This is a genomic window from Streptomyces chartreusis (assembly GCF_008704715.1).
GTDB classification, from domain to species: Bacteria; Actinomycetota; Actinomycetes; order Streptomycetales; family Streptomycetaceae; genus Streptomyces; species Streptomyces chartreusis.
Genome location: NZ_CP023689.1, coordinates 3,441,718 through 3,455,777, shown reverse-complemented (window position 1 = coordinate 3,455,777; position 14,060 = coordinate 3,441,718). Strand labels below are relative to the sequence as shown.

At 69.6% G+C, this 14,060-nt stretch carries 14 protein-coding genes; 10 read left to right on the top strand and 4 right to left on the bottom strand.

The genetic code is table 11. The annotated features are described in order from the left end of the window. Window positions 1-103 precede the first annotated feature (103 nt). The 6 genes from CP983_RS14495 (at window position 104) to CP983_RS14470 (ending at window position 5,613) form a co-directional block, all read left to right on the top strand. Window positions 104-1,381, top strand: a complete 1,278-nt coding sequence (locus CP983_RS14495; protein WP_107902976.1) for an extracellular solute-binding protein — start codon at window positions 104-106, stop codon at window positions 1,379-1,381. Between the two features lie 79 nt (window positions 1,382-1,460). After that, a complete protein-coding gene (locus CP983_RS14490) occupies window positions 1,461-2,459 on the top strand; it encodes a carbohydrate ABC transporter permease (protein WP_107902974.1) in 999 nt (332 codons plus the stop codon). Beyond that, a complete protein-coding gene (locus CP983_RS14485; RefSeq protein ID WP_107902972.1) occupies window positions 2,456-3,286 on the top strand; it encodes a carbohydrate ABC transporter permease in 831 nt (276 codons plus the stop codon). Before CP983_RS14490 ends, CP983_RS14485 begins: the two co-directional genes overlap by 4 nt. 10 nt (window positions 3,287-3,296) lie before the next feature. After that, the gene (locus CP983_RS14480) at window positions 3,297-4,781 is read left to right on the top strand and encodes a glycoside hydrolase family 3 protein (protein WP_150499826.1); all 1,485 of its coding nucleotides are present in this window, start codon (window positions 3,297-3,299) and stop codon (window positions 4,779-4,781) included. Window positions 4,782-4,837: 56 nt separating this feature from the next. Continuing rightward, complete coding sequence (locus CP983_RS14475) at window positions 4,838-5,086, top strand: helix-turn-helix transcriptional regulator (RefSeq protein ID WP_030949243.1); 249 nt, start codon at window positions 4,838-4,840, stop codon at window positions 5,084-5,086. Continuing rightward, on the top strand, window positions 5,083-5,613 hold the full coding sequence (locus tag CP983_RS14470; protein ID WP_107902964.1) for a hypothetical protein: 531 nt from the start codon (window positions 5,083-5,085) through the stop codon (window positions 5,611-5,613). Before CP983_RS14475 ends, CP983_RS14470 begins: the two co-directional genes overlap by 4 nt. 201 nt (window positions 5,614-5,814) lie before the next feature. Here CP983_RS14470 and nagB read toward each other — a convergent pair whose 3' ends face one another. Next, window positions 5,815-6,600 (bottom strand): glucosamine-6-phosphate deaminase, encoded by a 786-nt coding sequence (nagB, locus tag CP983_RS14465; protein WP_030949248.1) that lies wholly within the window; start codon window positions 6,598-6,600, stop codon window positions 5,815-5,817. Window positions 6,601-6,982: 382 nt separating this feature from the next. Here nagB and CP983_RS14460 point away from each other — a divergent pair, with 382 nt between their 5' ends. Next, window positions 6,983-8,071 (top strand): SIS domain-containing protein, encoded by a 1,089-nt coding sequence (locus CP983_RS14460; RefSeq protein WP_150499825.1) that lies wholly within the window; start codon window positions 6,983-6,985, stop codon window positions 8,069-8,071. Window positions 8,072-8,266: 195 nt separating this feature from the next. Here CP983_RS14460 and CP983_RS14455 read toward each other — a convergent pair whose 3' ends face one another. Continuing rightward, window positions 8,267-9,019 (bottom strand): SDR family oxidoreductase, encoded by a 753-nt coding sequence (locus tag CP983_RS14455; protein ID WP_150499824.1) that lies wholly within the window; start codon window positions 9,017-9,019, stop codon window positions 8,267-8,269. Window positions 9,020-9,114: 95 nt separating this feature from the next. Here CP983_RS14455 and CP983_RS14450 point away from each other — a divergent pair, with 95 nt between their 5' ends. Beyond that, window positions 9,115-9,804 (top strand): TetR/AcrR family transcriptional regulator, encoded by a 690-nt coding sequence (locus CP983_RS14450; protein WP_150499823.1) that lies wholly within the window; start codon window positions 9,115-9,117, stop codon window positions 9,802-9,804. Between the two features lie 423 nt (window positions 9,805-10,227). Further along, a complete protein-coding gene (locus tag CP983_RS14445) occupies window positions 10,228-11,694 on the top strand; it encodes a sensor histidine kinase (protein WP_107902955.1) in 1,467 nt (488 codons plus the stop codon). Window positions 11,695-11,899: 205 nt separating this feature from the next. On the opposite strand, the gene CP983_RS14440 is transcribed toward CP983_RS14445, so the two are convergent. After that, window positions 11,900-12,157: a WhiB family transcriptional regulator gene (locus CP983_RS14440; RefSeq protein WP_006142322.1), complete on the bottom strand. Its 258-nt coding sequence runs from the start codon at window positions 12,155-12,157 to the stop codon at window positions 11,900-11,902. A 319-nt stretch (window positions 12,158-12,476) separates the two neighbouring features. Beyond that, on the bottom strand, window positions 12,477-13,445 hold the full coding sequence (locus tag CP983_RS14435) for a diacylglycerol/lipid kinase family protein (protein WP_107902953.1): 969 nt from the start codon (window positions 13,443-13,445) through the stop codon (window positions 12,477-12,479). A gap of 156 nt (window positions 13,446-13,601) precedes the next feature. Between CP983_RS14435 and CP983_RS14430 the strand changes: the two genes are divergently transcribed. Continuing rightward, on the top strand, window positions 13,602-14,042 hold the full coding sequence (locus CP983_RS14430) for a hypothetical protein (RefSeq protein WP_150499822.1): 441 nt from the start codon (window positions 13,602-13,604) through the stop codon (window positions 14,040-14,042). Window positions 14,043-14,060: the final 18 nt, after the last annotated feature.

Here is a 14,060-nt window from a genome sequence, read left to right as displayed (position 1 = left end):
CTGGTCCAAGCTCCCCGTACTGGTCTACACCATTGGTCCAGGTCCCGGCCCAACGCTCGTGCGGGGAGGCAGGGGGGTTTGTGGCATCCCTGAGGAGGGTGGCGTGAAGCGCAAGCTGATTTCCGCGATAGGTGTCGCGGGCATGATGATCTCCCTGGCGGCGTGCGGGGGCGACAACGGCGACGGCGGCGACAAGGCCGGCGCCGACGGGTACGCGGGCGAGACGCTCACGGTGTGGGTGATGGACGGCTCTTCCCCCGACCAGTGGCAGAAGGACGTCCAGACGGCCTTCGAGAAGAAGACCAAGGCGAAGGTCAAGTTCGAGGTCCAGCAGTGGAACGGCATCCAGCAGAAGCTGACCACCGCCCTGTCCGAGGAGAACCCGCCGGACGTCTTCGAGATCGGTAACACCCAGACCCCGGCCTACGCCAAGACCGGCGGCCTCGCCGACCTCGCCGACCTCAAGACCGAGATCGGCGCCGACTGGACCGCGTCCCTGAACGAGTCCTCCATCTTCGACGGCAAGCAGTACGCGGCGCCCTGGTACTTCGCCAACCGTGTCGTCCTCTACAACAAGAAGGTCTGGGCCGACGCGGGTATCAAGGACACCCCCAAGACCCGCGACGAGTTCTACGCCGACCTCAAGCAGATCGGTGAGAAGACCGACGCCGAGCCCATCTACCTGCCCGGCCAGAACTGGTACCACTTCGTCGGCCTCACCATCGGCGAGGGCGTCCAGCTGGTGAAGGAGCAGGACGGCAAGTACGTCTCCAACCTCGACGACCCGAAGGTCGCCGCCGCCATGGAGACGTACAAGAAGTTCCAGGCGCTGTCCAAGGCTCCCAAGGACAAGGACGAGGCCACCCCGCAGCAGGGCGAGGTCTTCGGCAAGGGCAACGTCGGTGCCTTCATCGGCATGGGCTGGGAAGCCGGCATCGCCATCAAGGCCAACCCGAAGATCGAGAAGGAGATCGGCTACTTCACCATCCCGGGTGCCACGGCCGACAAGCCCGAGGGTGTCTTCCTCGGCGGCTCCAACCTCGCGGTCGCCGCGGGCAGCAAGAAGCAGGAGCTCGCCAAGGAGTTCCTGAAGATCGCCCTGTCCGACAAGTACGAGGGCGAGCTGGCCAAGCTCAACGGCGTCATCCCGAACAAGGAGGCCCTGCAGAGCAACCTGAAGGGCAACGTCGTCGCAGAGGCCGCCGCGCCGGCCGCCGCCGGCGGTGGCACCACGCCGCTGATCCCGGAGTGGGCGGCCGTGGAGAACGCGCCCAACCCGGTCAAGACGTACATGACCGCCGTGCTGAACGGTAAGTCGCCCGCCGAGGCGGCCAAGCAGGTCGAGGACGAGTTCAACAAGCGTCTGGCCCAGCAGCAGTAGACGCACCGGGGGAGGGGGGCCGCTCACGGCGGCCTCCTTCCCCGCGTATCGGCAGGTCTAGGAGGAAGAGAACGCGAGCATGACCGTGCAGACCGAACGGCCGCCCTCCGGCCCGGCGGATGTCCACAAGTCGGCGGGCGGCGGGGGATCCGGAAGGCCGAACCCGAGAGCGTCCCGCATCGGAGCGCTCGCCCCCTACCTTCTGCTGCTGCCCGCCTGCGTGGCCTCCGTGCTGCTGCTCGGCTGGCCGCTGCTCAAGGACCTGCTGCTGTCGTTCCAGAACCTCAACATGGGGCAGCTGATCCAGCACGTCACCGAGTGGAACGGCATCGACAACTACACGGAGGTCCTCACCGGCGAGGAGTTCTGGCGTGTCACCCTGCGCTCGATCCTGTTCACGGCGGTCAACGTCGCCCTGACCATGTTCCTGGGCGGGCTCGTCGGCCTGCTGCTCGCCCGGCTCGGCAAGCGCATGCGGTTCACGCTGATGATGGGCCTGGTGCTGGCCTGGGCCATGCCCGTGGTCGCCGCCACCACCGTCTACCAGTGGCTCTTCGCCCAGCGCTTCGGCGTGGTCAACTGGGTGCTGGACAAGCTCGGCTGGCACTCCATGGCCGACTACAGCTGGACCAGCGACCAGATGTCGACGTTCTTCGTCGTCACCGTGCTCATCGTCTGGATGTCCATCCCGTTCGTCGCGATCAATCTCTACGCCGCGACGACGACCATCCCGGGCGAGCTCTACGAGGCCGCCGCCCTCGACGGCGCCGGCGCCTGGAAGAGCTTCACGACGGTCACCCTGCCGTTCCTGCGGCCCTTCCTCTACGCGACCACGTTCCTGGAGATCATCTGGATCTTCAAGGCGTTCGTGCAGGTCTACACCTTCAATCAGGGCGGCCCCGACCGCCTCACCGAGATCCTGCCCGTCTACGCCTACATCGAGGGCGTCGGCAACCAGCACTACGGCATGGGTGCCGCCATCGCCTTCCTGACCATCCTGATCATGGTCGGCCTCACCGCGTACTACCTGCGAATCGTGCTCAAGCAAGAAAAGGAACAAGAGGAGGCCGGGCTGTGAAGCGTTCGCTCTTCGGCCGTGTCTGGCCCAACGCCACGGCCGTCGTCCTGTGCATCGGCTTCGTCTTCCCCGTGTACTGGATGATCGCCACGGCCTTCAAGCCGACCGGCGACATCGTCTCCGAGGACCCGGTCTGGTTCCCGACCGACGTCACCCTCGAACATTTCAGGACGGCGACCGGCGCCGACCACTTCTGGACGTTCGTCACCAACTCGCTGACCGTCACCGTCCTGGCCGTTGTGTTCTCGCTGGTCATCGCGCTGGCCGGGTCCTTCGCCCTGGCGCGGATGCGGTTCAGGGGGCGCCGCGGCTTCATCATCGGCTTCATGCTCGCCCAGATGGCACCCTGGGAAGTCATGATCATCGCGATGTACATGATCGTCCGGGACGCCTCGATGCTCAACAGCCTCGTGCCGCTGACGGCGTTCTACACGATGATGATCCTGCCGTTCACCGTCCTCACGCTGCGCGGCTTCGTCGCAGCAGTGCCCGCGGAGCTGGAGGAGTCGGCCATGGTCGACGGCTGCACCCGTATGCAGGCATTCCGCCGGGTCATCCTGCCGCTGCTCGCGCCGGGCCTGATGGCCACCTCGATGTTCGGCTTCATCACCGCCTGGAACGAGTTCGCCCTGGTCCTGGTGCTGAACAAGGACGCCGAGGCCCAGACGCTGCCGCTGTGGCTGACCAGCTTCCAGACCGTCTTCGGCAACGACTGGGGTGCCACGATGGCCGCCTCGACCCTCTTCGCCGTCCCGATCCTGATCCTCTTCGTCTTCCTGCAACGCAGGGCTGTCAGCGGCCTGACGGCCGGCGCCGTGAAGGGATAACGCCACCCCGATGACGACATTCGCCAGCGGTACCGACACCCTCACGCGCGACGCGCTGACGGTTCTCCAGCCCGGCTTCACCGGCACCACCGCCCCCGACTGGCTGCTGCGCCGGCTCGGCGAGGGCCTCGCCTCCGTCGGCCTGTTCGGCCGCAATATCGCCACGCCCGAGCAGGTGGCCGCGCTGACGGCCCAGTTGCGGGCGGAGCGCGACGACGTGCTGGTCGCGATCGACGAGGAAGGGGGTGATGTGACACGACTGGAGGTCAGGACCGGCTCCAGCTTCCCCGGCAACCACGCCCTCGGCGCGGTGGACGACGTCGAGCTGACCCGTGAGGTGGCCGCCGAACTCGGGCGCCGCCTCGCCGCCTGCGGGGTGAACCTCAACTGGGCCCCGTCCGCGGACGTGAACTCCAACCCGGCGAACCCGGTGATCGGCGTGCGCTCCTTCGGCGCCGACACCGCCCTCGTCGCCCGCCACACCGCCGCCTATGTCACCGGCCTCCAGTCGGCCGGCGTCGCGGCCTGCACCAAGCACTTCCCGGGCCACGGCGACACGGCGGTCGACTCCCACCACGCCATGCCCCGCATCGACGCGGACGCCGCGGTGCTCACCGAGCGCGAACTCGCCCCGTTCCGCGCGGCGATCGCCGCCGGCTCGCGGGCGGTGATGAGCGCGCACATCCTCGTCCCCGCCCTGGACCCGGACCACCCGGCGACCCTGTCCCGCACCGTCCTGACCGACCTCCTGCGCGGCGAACTCGGCTACACCGGCCTCATCGTCACCGACGGCATGGAGATGCAGGCCATCGCCGCCACCTACGGCATCGAACGCGGCAGCGTCCTCGCCATCGCGGCCGGCGCGGACGCGATCTGCGTGGGCGGCGGGCTCTCGGACGACGAGACGGTACGGCGCCTGCGGGACGCGCTCGTCGCGGCGGTCCGCTCCGGCGAACTCCCCGAGGCCCGGCTGGCGGAGGCGGCGGAACGCGTCCGCGAACTGGCCCGCTGGACGGCGACGGTGGCACCGGCGGCCGACGGCACCGGGCGCGAGGACATCGGCCTCGTCGCGGCCCGCCGCGCCCTGCGGCTGACCGCCCCGTCCCCGTTCACCCCGTTCACCGAGGCGCCCTTCGTCGCCGCGTTCACCCCGGTCGCGAACATCGCGGTCGGCGACGAGACCCCGTGGGGCGTGGCCGCCGAGGTGGCCCGCCTCCTCCCCGGCACGGAGACGGGCAGCTACACGGGCGAGGACGCGGCCCGGGCCGCCCTCGAAGCGGCCGGCGACCGCCGGATCGTGGCCGTGGTCCGTGACGAACACCGCCACCCCTGGATGGCGGCCGCCCTGGACGCCCTCCTCGCCTCCCGCCCCGACACGGTCATCGTCGAGATGGGCGTCCCCCAGGCACCCCCGCGAGGCGCCCTGCACATCGCCACCTACGGGGCGGCCCGGGTGTGCGGGCGCGCGGCGGCGGAGGTCATCGCCGGAGAGTGAGACCGCTCGACAGCCGATGGTTGCAGCCCTGCTCGCGAATGTAGTACTTCTTATACATGAGCGAGCAGGTGCACAACAGGTTGGCGATGGTGCGTGCCGAGCGCAAGGTGTCGCGCCAGAGCCTGGCCGAGGCAGTGGGTGCCCACTACCAGACCATCGGCTACATCGAGCGGGGGCAGTACAACCCGAGCCTCGACCTGGCATTGAAGATCGCGAAGTTCTTCGATCTGCCGGTCGAGGCGCTGTTCTCCCTCGAACCGTTCCGCCCGCTCACGGACGAGGTCTACGGGAGGAAACAGCCATGACGACGACGCGGATGACGCGCTACGACCGCAGCATGCTCCGGGTGATGAACGACCGCCGAGGCCGCCCCCTCTACGCCACGGCACCGCGCCGGCGCACGGTCGTCGCCGCCCATGTCGCGCTCACCGTGGCCGTCGTGGCGCTGCTCGCCCACTTCTGCCTCTCGCGGGCGGAGCCGACCTGGGCCGCCGTCGCGGGTGCGGTACTCCTGCTGCCCTGGATGGTGGCGACGGGCGCGATCAACGGCGCCACGCGCGGCCTGCTCGAACTGCGCGAACGCGCCCTGGACGAGCGGCAACTGGCCGAGCGCAGCCGGGTCCTCGCCCGCGCCCACCGCCTGATGACCTGCCTGCTGGCCGGGTCCGTGGCCGGCCTGCTGGCGGCGGGCGCCCTCGACGGCGACGCCCTGCGCACCTACACGGCCCCCGCCCTCGCCGCCGTCCTGGTCGCCCACTGGCTGATGCCCCTGTGGGTGGCAGGCCTGACAGCCCAGGACGAGCCGACCGAGGACGAGACGGCCGCGCTTTAGGACGGCAGCCGACCGAGCACCCCCTTGGCTGGGCCAATGCACCGACGTGCGCTCGTGGAAAGGGCCATGCGGCACTGGCTCAGGCAGAGCGGGCGCAGACAGAACGGGCGCTCTCGGTGGTGGCATCCATCGCCGAGAGCGCCCGTCGGCGCATCCGGGCCGCCTCGGCTCGCGTGCCTCGGTCGCCCAGCCGAGGCCGGCTCAGATCCCTTGCCAGTCCGGCTTGTTGACGTACGTGTGCCGGAAGTAGTCGGCCAGCTTCAGCTTCGACGCGGCGGCCTCGTCGACCACGACCGTGGCGTGCGGGTGCAGTTGCAGCGCCGAGGCCGGGCATACGGCCGCGACCGGCCCCTCGACGGTCGCCGCCACGGCGTCCGCCTTGCCCTCGCCGGTCGCCAGCAGCACCAGGTGCCGCGCCTCCAGGATCGTGCCGATGCCCTGCGTGATGACGTGATGCGGCACCTGCTCGATGTCCCCGTCGAAGAACCGCGCGTTGTCGATCCGGGTCTGCTCGGTCAGCGTCTTGATCCGCGTCCGCGAAGCCAGCGACGAACAGGGCTCGTTGAACCCGATGTGCCCGTCGGTCCCGATCCCCAGCACCTGGAGGTCAACGCCCCCGGCGGCGGCCAGCGCGGCGTCGTACGCCTCGCACGCACCCTGCACGTCCTCGGCCGTACCGTCCGGCCCCATGAACGCGTCCATCCCGATCCCGAGCGGCTCCAGCACCTCGCTCCGCAGCACCGAACGGTAGGACTCGGGGTGTTCGGCGGGCAGCCCAACGTATTCGTCGAGCTGCGCGATCCGCGCCCGCGAGACGTCCACGGCACCGGAGTGCACCTTGGCCGCCAGCGCCGCGTAGATGGGCAGCGGCGTCGACCCGGTGGCCACGCCGAGCACGGCGTCGGGCTTGCGCCCGAGGAGCTGAGCCATGGCCTCGGCTATCAGCTCGCCACCCGCCTTGGCGTCCGGAACGATGACAACTTCCACGCTGGGCCTGCCGATCTGAAGAGGGTCTCGATGGGCACCCTGAAGGGGGCATGTGGTTTAGACCAATCTAACAGAGCGGACCCTACGAGGCCCAGGTGAACGCAAGCCCCGCGGACATTTCGATACGGACATTTCGAGAGCCCGTAGGGCAGGCGTCATGCCCTGTGGGGGAGTGGAATGGAGAGTGTCCGTCCGAACCGGTCCCACCGACCTCTTCGTCTGAACCCGTCCCACCGACCTGTCCGTCCGAACCCCGTCCCACCGACGCCCGAGCGACAGGCCGCCGGGCACATCCCGAGACACCAGGCCGCAACCACGTTGGGTCCGGCCACAGGCGATAGGCGCCGGCCCGGCACGACGAGCGCGAGAGCAGGAAGGGCCCATGACCACCACGACCCCGTACCCGCCCGACCCCCAGGCCCCGCACAACGAGCTCCCCGGCCGCATCATGGCCCGCGAGATGGCCGAACAGCCCGCCGTGCTGCGCCGGATCCTGTCCCAGGGCGCCCCCGCCATCCACCAGGTCGCCCGCGAGATCGCCGCCCGCTCCCCGCGCTTCGTCCTGCTCACGGCCCGAGGCACCTCCGACAACGCCGCGCTCTACGCCAAGTACCTCCTGGAGATCCGCCTCGGCCTGCCCTGCGGTCTGGCCTCGATGTCGACGATCACGGCCTACGGTGCCCGCCCCGACCTCACCGACGTACTCGTCATCACCGTCAGCCAGTCCGGCGGCTCCCCGGACCTGGTCGCCTCGACGCAGGCCGCCCGCGAGGCCGGCGCGATCACCCTCGCGGTGACCAACAACCCCGACTCCCCGCTGGCCGGCGTCTCCGAGTACCACCTCGACATCATGGCCGGACCGGAACGGGCCCTCCCCGCGACCAAGACCTATACGGCCTCCCTCCTTGCCCTGTACCTCTTCGTCGAAGGCCTGCGCGACGGCGAGGGCAGCGCAGCCGAGGCCCTCCCCGACATCGCCGAGCAACTGCTCGCGCGGCAGGACGAGGTCCGCGCCCTCGCCGCCCGCTACCGCTTCGCCGAGCGCATGGTGATCACCTCCCGCGGCTACGGCTACCCCACGGCCAAGGAAGCCGCCCTCAAGCTCATGGAGACCAGCTACATCCCCGCGCTCTCCTACTCCGGCGCCGACCTCCTGCACGGCCCGCTCGCCATGGTCGACAACGTCTCCCCGGTCATCGCGGTCGTCCCCGACGGCAAGGGCGGCGAGGCCCTCCGGCCCGTCCTCGACCGGCTCCGCGGCCGCGGAGCCGACCTGGTCGTCATCGGCCCCCGGCAGCAGGTCGAGCAGGCCTCGGCCGGCTTCACCCTGCCCACCGAGGACGTCGCCGAGGAACTCCAGCCGATCCTGGAGATCCTCCCGCTCCAGCTCCTGGCCTACGAGGTCACCATCGCCCGCGGCCAGGACCCGGACGCGCCGCGGGCTCTGGCGAAGGTGACGGAGACTCGCTGACGCCGGGAGCCGGGAACCGGGAGCCGGAAGCCGGGGGCCGGAAGCCGGCAGCGGGACGCCGGGTCGCGCCGACGGCCACCGGCAGCGCGACCCACGGAACGGGCGCGGCACAGCAGGCCAGGGCAGGGCAGGCAGGGCAGGGCAGGCCAGGGCCAGCGGTAGAGGCAGGCGGGACGGACCAAGCTGTCGCCACCCCTAATGCAGGCTCAGCAGCGATCCCCCCGTCGCGTCGATGTGCTGCCCCGTGACCCAGCGGGAGTCGGGTGACGCCAGGAACGCCACCACGTCCGCGACGTCGGACGTGGTGCCGACCCGGCCGAAGACCGAGACGCCCTTGGCGTGCGCACGTATGCCGGGATCGGCGAGCGCCCCGCTCGTCAGGTCCGTGTCTATGAAGCCGGGCCCGACGGAGTTGGCCGTGATGCCGCGAGGCGCCAGCTCGGCCGCGAGTGAGCGGGTCAGGGTCGTGACCGCGCCCTTGGCCATGTGAGTGGCGGCGATCGGCGCGATGGCGGCGTCCGTGGCCGCCGTGACGTTGATGATCCGGCCCTCGTCGCGCAGCCGTCGTAGGCCGTGCTTGATGATGAAGAACGGTGCCTTCGCGTTGACCGCGTGCGTGCGGTCGTAGGCCTCCTCGTCCGTCTCGCCGATGGAGGCGAAGAGAGCCATCCCCGCGTTGTTGATCAGGACGTCCACGCCCTGCGCATGTCGATCGAAGGCCTGCCACAAGGTCTCGGCGTCACCGGGCACGCCCAGTTCGGCGCGGATCGCGAACGCGCTGCCGCCCCCGGCCTCGATCGAGGCGACCGTCTCCTTCGCCGCCGCCTCATTGCTGCCGTAGTGCACGGCGACCCGTGCCCCGTCATGCGCCAGCCGCTCGGCGATCGCCCGTCCGATCCCCCTGCTCGCCCCCGTGACCAGTGCCGTCCTGCCCGTAAGCACGCCCATGTCGACGCCCCCTCGTCATTATCTAGCAGTCGCTACAGAAAGAACGTACAACAGCCCACCGACGTTTCTCTAGTGCCCGCTATAAAATGCACTCCATGGTGAGCGGCAAGGAAACGAAGCTGACGGAGCAGGGGGAGGCGGGGGGCGGCAAGGCTCGCGCCGCGGCGCCGACGAGCGACCGCCCCCTCGGCGCGGCCAAGACCCGTGGCCGCCCCCGGTCCTTCGATCGCGAGACCGCCCTGGAGAAGGCGATCCTGGCCTTCTGGGAGCGGGGCTACGAGGCGACCTCCGTCTCCGACCTCACGCGCGCCATGGACATCGGCGCACCGAGCCTCTATGCCGCGTTCGGCGACAAGCGCTCCCTCTTCGAAGAGGTCGTCCGCGTCTACTCCTCGCGCTACGCAGCGTTCGCCGACCACGCTCTCGCCGATGCGCCCACCTCGCGCGACGCCGTCGAGCGCACCCTGCGGGAAGCCGCCGGCGCGTACACCGAACCCGGCCGTCCGCACGGCTGCCTGATCGCCCACGCGGCCATCAACTGCACCACCCCGGAGGTCGCGACCTCCCTGCGTGACCGTCGCAACGCCACCATCGCCGCCTTCGAGGGCCGTATCGAAGAGGACATCGCCGCGGGTGCCCTCCCTGCCGGCGCCGACGCCGGCGCACTGGCCCGGCACACCGGCGCGATGATCCAGGGCATGTCACAACAGGCGCGCGACGGGGCGAGCCGGGAGGAACTGGAGGCACTCGTGGAAATTGCCATGGCCATCTGGCCCCGCACATGAACCCACACGGGTTAGGCTGCGTGGTGTATGCCAGGGCGTCCTACCAGTTCTCCAACTGGTCCGGAGCCCGCGAAGAAAACGTCAACAGCAAACACGCTCCAACGCATGGACACACCAGAGTGGTCTAGTCCACAATGCGAAGGAGTGCGTGGCTACGAGAACGCACCGACTTCCGTCTTCCCCGCACAGGAAGGCGGACCGAGGAACCGGAGCTCTCTGCCCTGACTGCCCCGGGTCCTCATCCTCGGCCGACCGGGACCGCACACCCCACGGCCGATATTGCTCCGGGCTGCGGTGCCGGGAGGGTTGAGGGTCCCTCCCAGGCGCCGCGGCCCGCGGGTGTTTTCAGGGCCTGATCCCTCCCCCGGTGGCTGGTTTCCAGCGATGTCCGTACCGCCAGGTACGCTCGGCCCCGTGCCCTCCATGAACGAACTCGTACGCCAGCACACGGCCCTCGACGACTCCGACCTCGAGTGGCTCCACCTGCTGGTCTCGGAGTGGCAGTTGCTCTCCGACCTCTCCTTCGCCGACCTCGTGCTGTGGGTCCCCACCAGTGACGGCACCCGCTATGTCTCCGTGGCGCAGATGCGGCCCAACACCGGCCCGACCTCGTACCAGGACGACATGGTCGGCCACCTCGTCCCGCGCGGCCGGCGCCCGATGCTGGACGCCGCGCTCGACGAGGGCCGGATCGTGCGGGAGGGCGACCCCGAGTGGCGCGAGGAGGTGCCGGTCCGCGTCGAGTCGATTCCGGTACGACGGGACGGGCGCGTCCTGGGTGTCATCGCGCGCAACACCAACCTGCTGACCGTGCGCACCCCGAGCCGGCTGGAGCTCACGTACCTCCAGAGCGCCTCGGACCTCGCGCAGATGATCGCGGCCGGATCGTTCCCGTTCGCCAATCAGCAGGTCGACATGGACGCCTCGCCGCGCGTCGGCGACGGCCTGATCCGCCTGGACGCCGACGGCCTCGTCCAGTACGCCTCGCCGAACGCGCTGTCGGCCTACCACCGCCTCGGCCTCGCCTCCGACCTCGTCGGCCAGCACCTGGGCATGACCACCGCCGAACTCGCCCCGACCCACGGGCCGGTGGACGAGGCGCTCGCCAAGGTCGCCAGCGGATGGGCGCCCCGCGAGTTCGAGATCGAGGCGAACGACGGGGTCATCCAGTTCCGCGCGATCCCGCTCAAGCCCAAGGGCACCCGCATCGGTTCGCTGGTCCTGCTCCGGGACGTCACCGAACTGCGCCGCCGCGAGCAGGAGTTGATCACCAAGGACGCGACCATCCGGGAGATCCACCACCGGGTGAAGAACAACCTCCAGACGGTCGCGGCCCTGCTCCGTCTCCAGGCCCGGCGCATCGAGTCCGAACGCGGTCGCGAGGCACTGGAGGAGGCGGTCCGGCGCGTCGGTTCGATCGCGATCGTGCACGAGACGCTCTCCCAGAACCTCGACGAGCGTGTGGAGTTCGACGAGATCGCCGACCGGGTGCTGGCGATGGTCGCCGAGATCTCGCCCGGCAAGGTCAACGGCCGGCGCACCGGCCGGTTCGGCATCCTGGACGCCGAGGTCGCCACCCCGCTGTCGATGGTCCTGACCGAGATCCTTCAGAACGCCCTGGAGCACGGCTTCCGCGAGGGCGAGACCGGCACGGTCGAGGTCGCGGCGGTCCGCGGCGGCACCACGAAGCAGGTGCGCCTCCTGGTCACGGTCCAGGACGACGGCGTGGGCCTGCCCGAGGGATTCGACCCGCACACCGCGGGCAACCTCGGCCTCCAGATCGTACGGACCCTGGTCGAGGGGGAGTTGGGCGGCACGTTCGACATGGTCCCGGCGCCGGAGCGGGGGACCAGGGTGATACTCGACATCCCGGTGCGGGCGCAGAAGTAGGTCCGGGGCCGGAGTGTGCGCACACCGCGGGTCCGGGGTGTGCGGACAGCAAAGAGCCCCAGCCCGTTCGGGGGCTGGGGCTCAACATGCTCGTTGCCAGCATTCGCTGCGCATCGGGGGTACTGCGCGCTGCGGCTCGGGGGCGGGAGATGCGTACTCGCTGTACGCGCCGCCAAGCTCAGGCTGTTTTAGCGGGGCGGGTGTGTCAGGCGGAGGCCTGACGGGCCCGGTTGCGGGCGGCGCGGCGCTTCATGGCGCGGCGCTCGTCCTCGCTGAGACCACCCCAGACGCCGGAGTCCTGGCCGGACTCGAGCGCCCACTGCAGACACTGATCCATAACGGGGCAGCGGCGGCAGACGGCCTTGGCTTCCTCGATCTGCAGCAGCGCAGGACCGGTGTTGCCGATGGGGAAGAAGAGCTCGGGGTCTTCCTCGCGGCAAACGGCGTTGTGACGCCAGTCCATGGCTGCTACCTCTCCTTGGTATTACGTGCTGATTGCTTGTGAATGTGAACGCTTTCACGAATCCCTCAACAAGTGAAGGGCCGACCGCCAGGTTCCCTGGCGAGGTCCTGTGATTTGAAGAGGGGTTCCGGTGATCAGTGGAGGCCGGTCTTGCGGGCCGTCCCGATCGCCACGTAGAGACTCGCAAACCTCAGCGACGGATACAACCCCTTCCGGAAAGTTTTTTTTGATTCCTCGGTGTCGACTAGGTCACAGCCGTACTTCCATGGGGTGGATCCTGGCCTAAACGTTCGAGTGAAAGGACTTTAGCCCGTTCCGCTCACACAATCACACGCAGTGCACGGCGTACGCCTGTGAACGTCACGCTCGTACGCAGCCCGAGGTGGTCGCCGTCCATCTGAAGGGGCAACGGCACCTTCGAATGCAAGGTGAACTGGTCAAGGTCGTGAAGCGTGACCGCATGCTTCCCGTGCGCCCCCCGCTCGGGGGACGAAGTGAGCAACTGGGTCGCATACCGGGCAACCGCGACCGTGGACATCCGGCTGAGACCGAGTACGTCGAGGCCCGTATCGAACGAAGCCTTAGGTGCCGCGTACACCGGACGATTACCCAGATACGTCCACGGAGCGGTGTTGCAGACTATGGACAGCACCAAATCGGTCACCGGGTCCTCGCCCGGCCGCTCCAGTGTGATGGTGCCGTGCCGGCGGTTGGGCTCCTGGATGAACTGACGTACCACCTGGCGCAGATAAAGGGCGTGCGTGGATTTCTTTCCGCGCTCGCGCTGCTGCTCGACCCGGCCGACCACGCCCGCGTCGAAGCCGAGCCCCGCGCAGAAGGTGAACCATCTCTCCGGGACGCCCTCGTCCTCGGTGCCCGGGGTGCCCGCCGCGATACCCATGCCGACCGTGCGTTCGCTGCCCTCGCGCAGCGCGTCGAGCAGGGCGCCGGTCGCCTCCACGGCGTCGTTCGGCAGACCGAGTGCGCGGGCGAAGACATTGGTCGAGCCGCCGGGGACCACGGCGAGGCCGGGGAGGCCCTCCGGGTCGGGGCCGTTGTGCAGCAGTCCGTTCACGACCTCGTTCACGGTGCCGTCGCCGCCGAGGGCGACCACCAGGTCGACGTCGTCGCTCTCCGCCGCCTGCCGGCCGAGGTCCCGGGCGTGGCCGCGGTACTCGGTGGTGACCGCCTCCAGCTTCATCTCGCTGGCGAGCGCATGGATCAGGACATCGCGCGTACGTGCGCTTGTGGTGGTTGCTGCCGGATTGACCACGAGAAGTGCACGCATGGGTTGCAGCGTACCTACTGGGGGGTACCGGGCACAGGCCGAGGTAGGGATCAAGTAAGAGAAGGAGCGTGAGCCTCGACACGGGTGATCGCGACGGCCGGTTCATGCGGGAGCCTCCGCCGAGGTGGCCGTAAAGGGGACAGCTACCCTTCAGGGGTGACCAAGGAGCAGAACCCCACCACCCCGGAAACCGCCGGCCCGCGCCCGCGGCGGCTGACGTACGCGGCCGTGCTGACCGCGCTGGAAGGCGTCGGCCTCGCCGTCGGGGGAGTCTGGGTGCTGGGGCTGACCGGCGATCCGGACGACCGCCAGCAGGCCGTCACCCTCGGCGTGACCCTGGTCGCGCTCGCGCTGCTGCCGCTGCTCGCCGCGCGAGGGCTGTTCGCGCTGCGCAGCTGGAGCCGGGGGCCGTCCATCATCACGCAGATCCTGGCGCTGCCGGTGGCCTACAGCCTGTTGCAGGCCGACAGCATCGCCATCCCGGCGGGCATCGCGATCGCTGCGATGGCGATCGCCACGCTCGTGTTCCTGGTCAATCCGGCGACGACCGAGGCCCTCGGGATCCGCGGGCCCGGCAACGCGCCGGATCAGAAGTAGCCGACGGCCGCCGTTCCT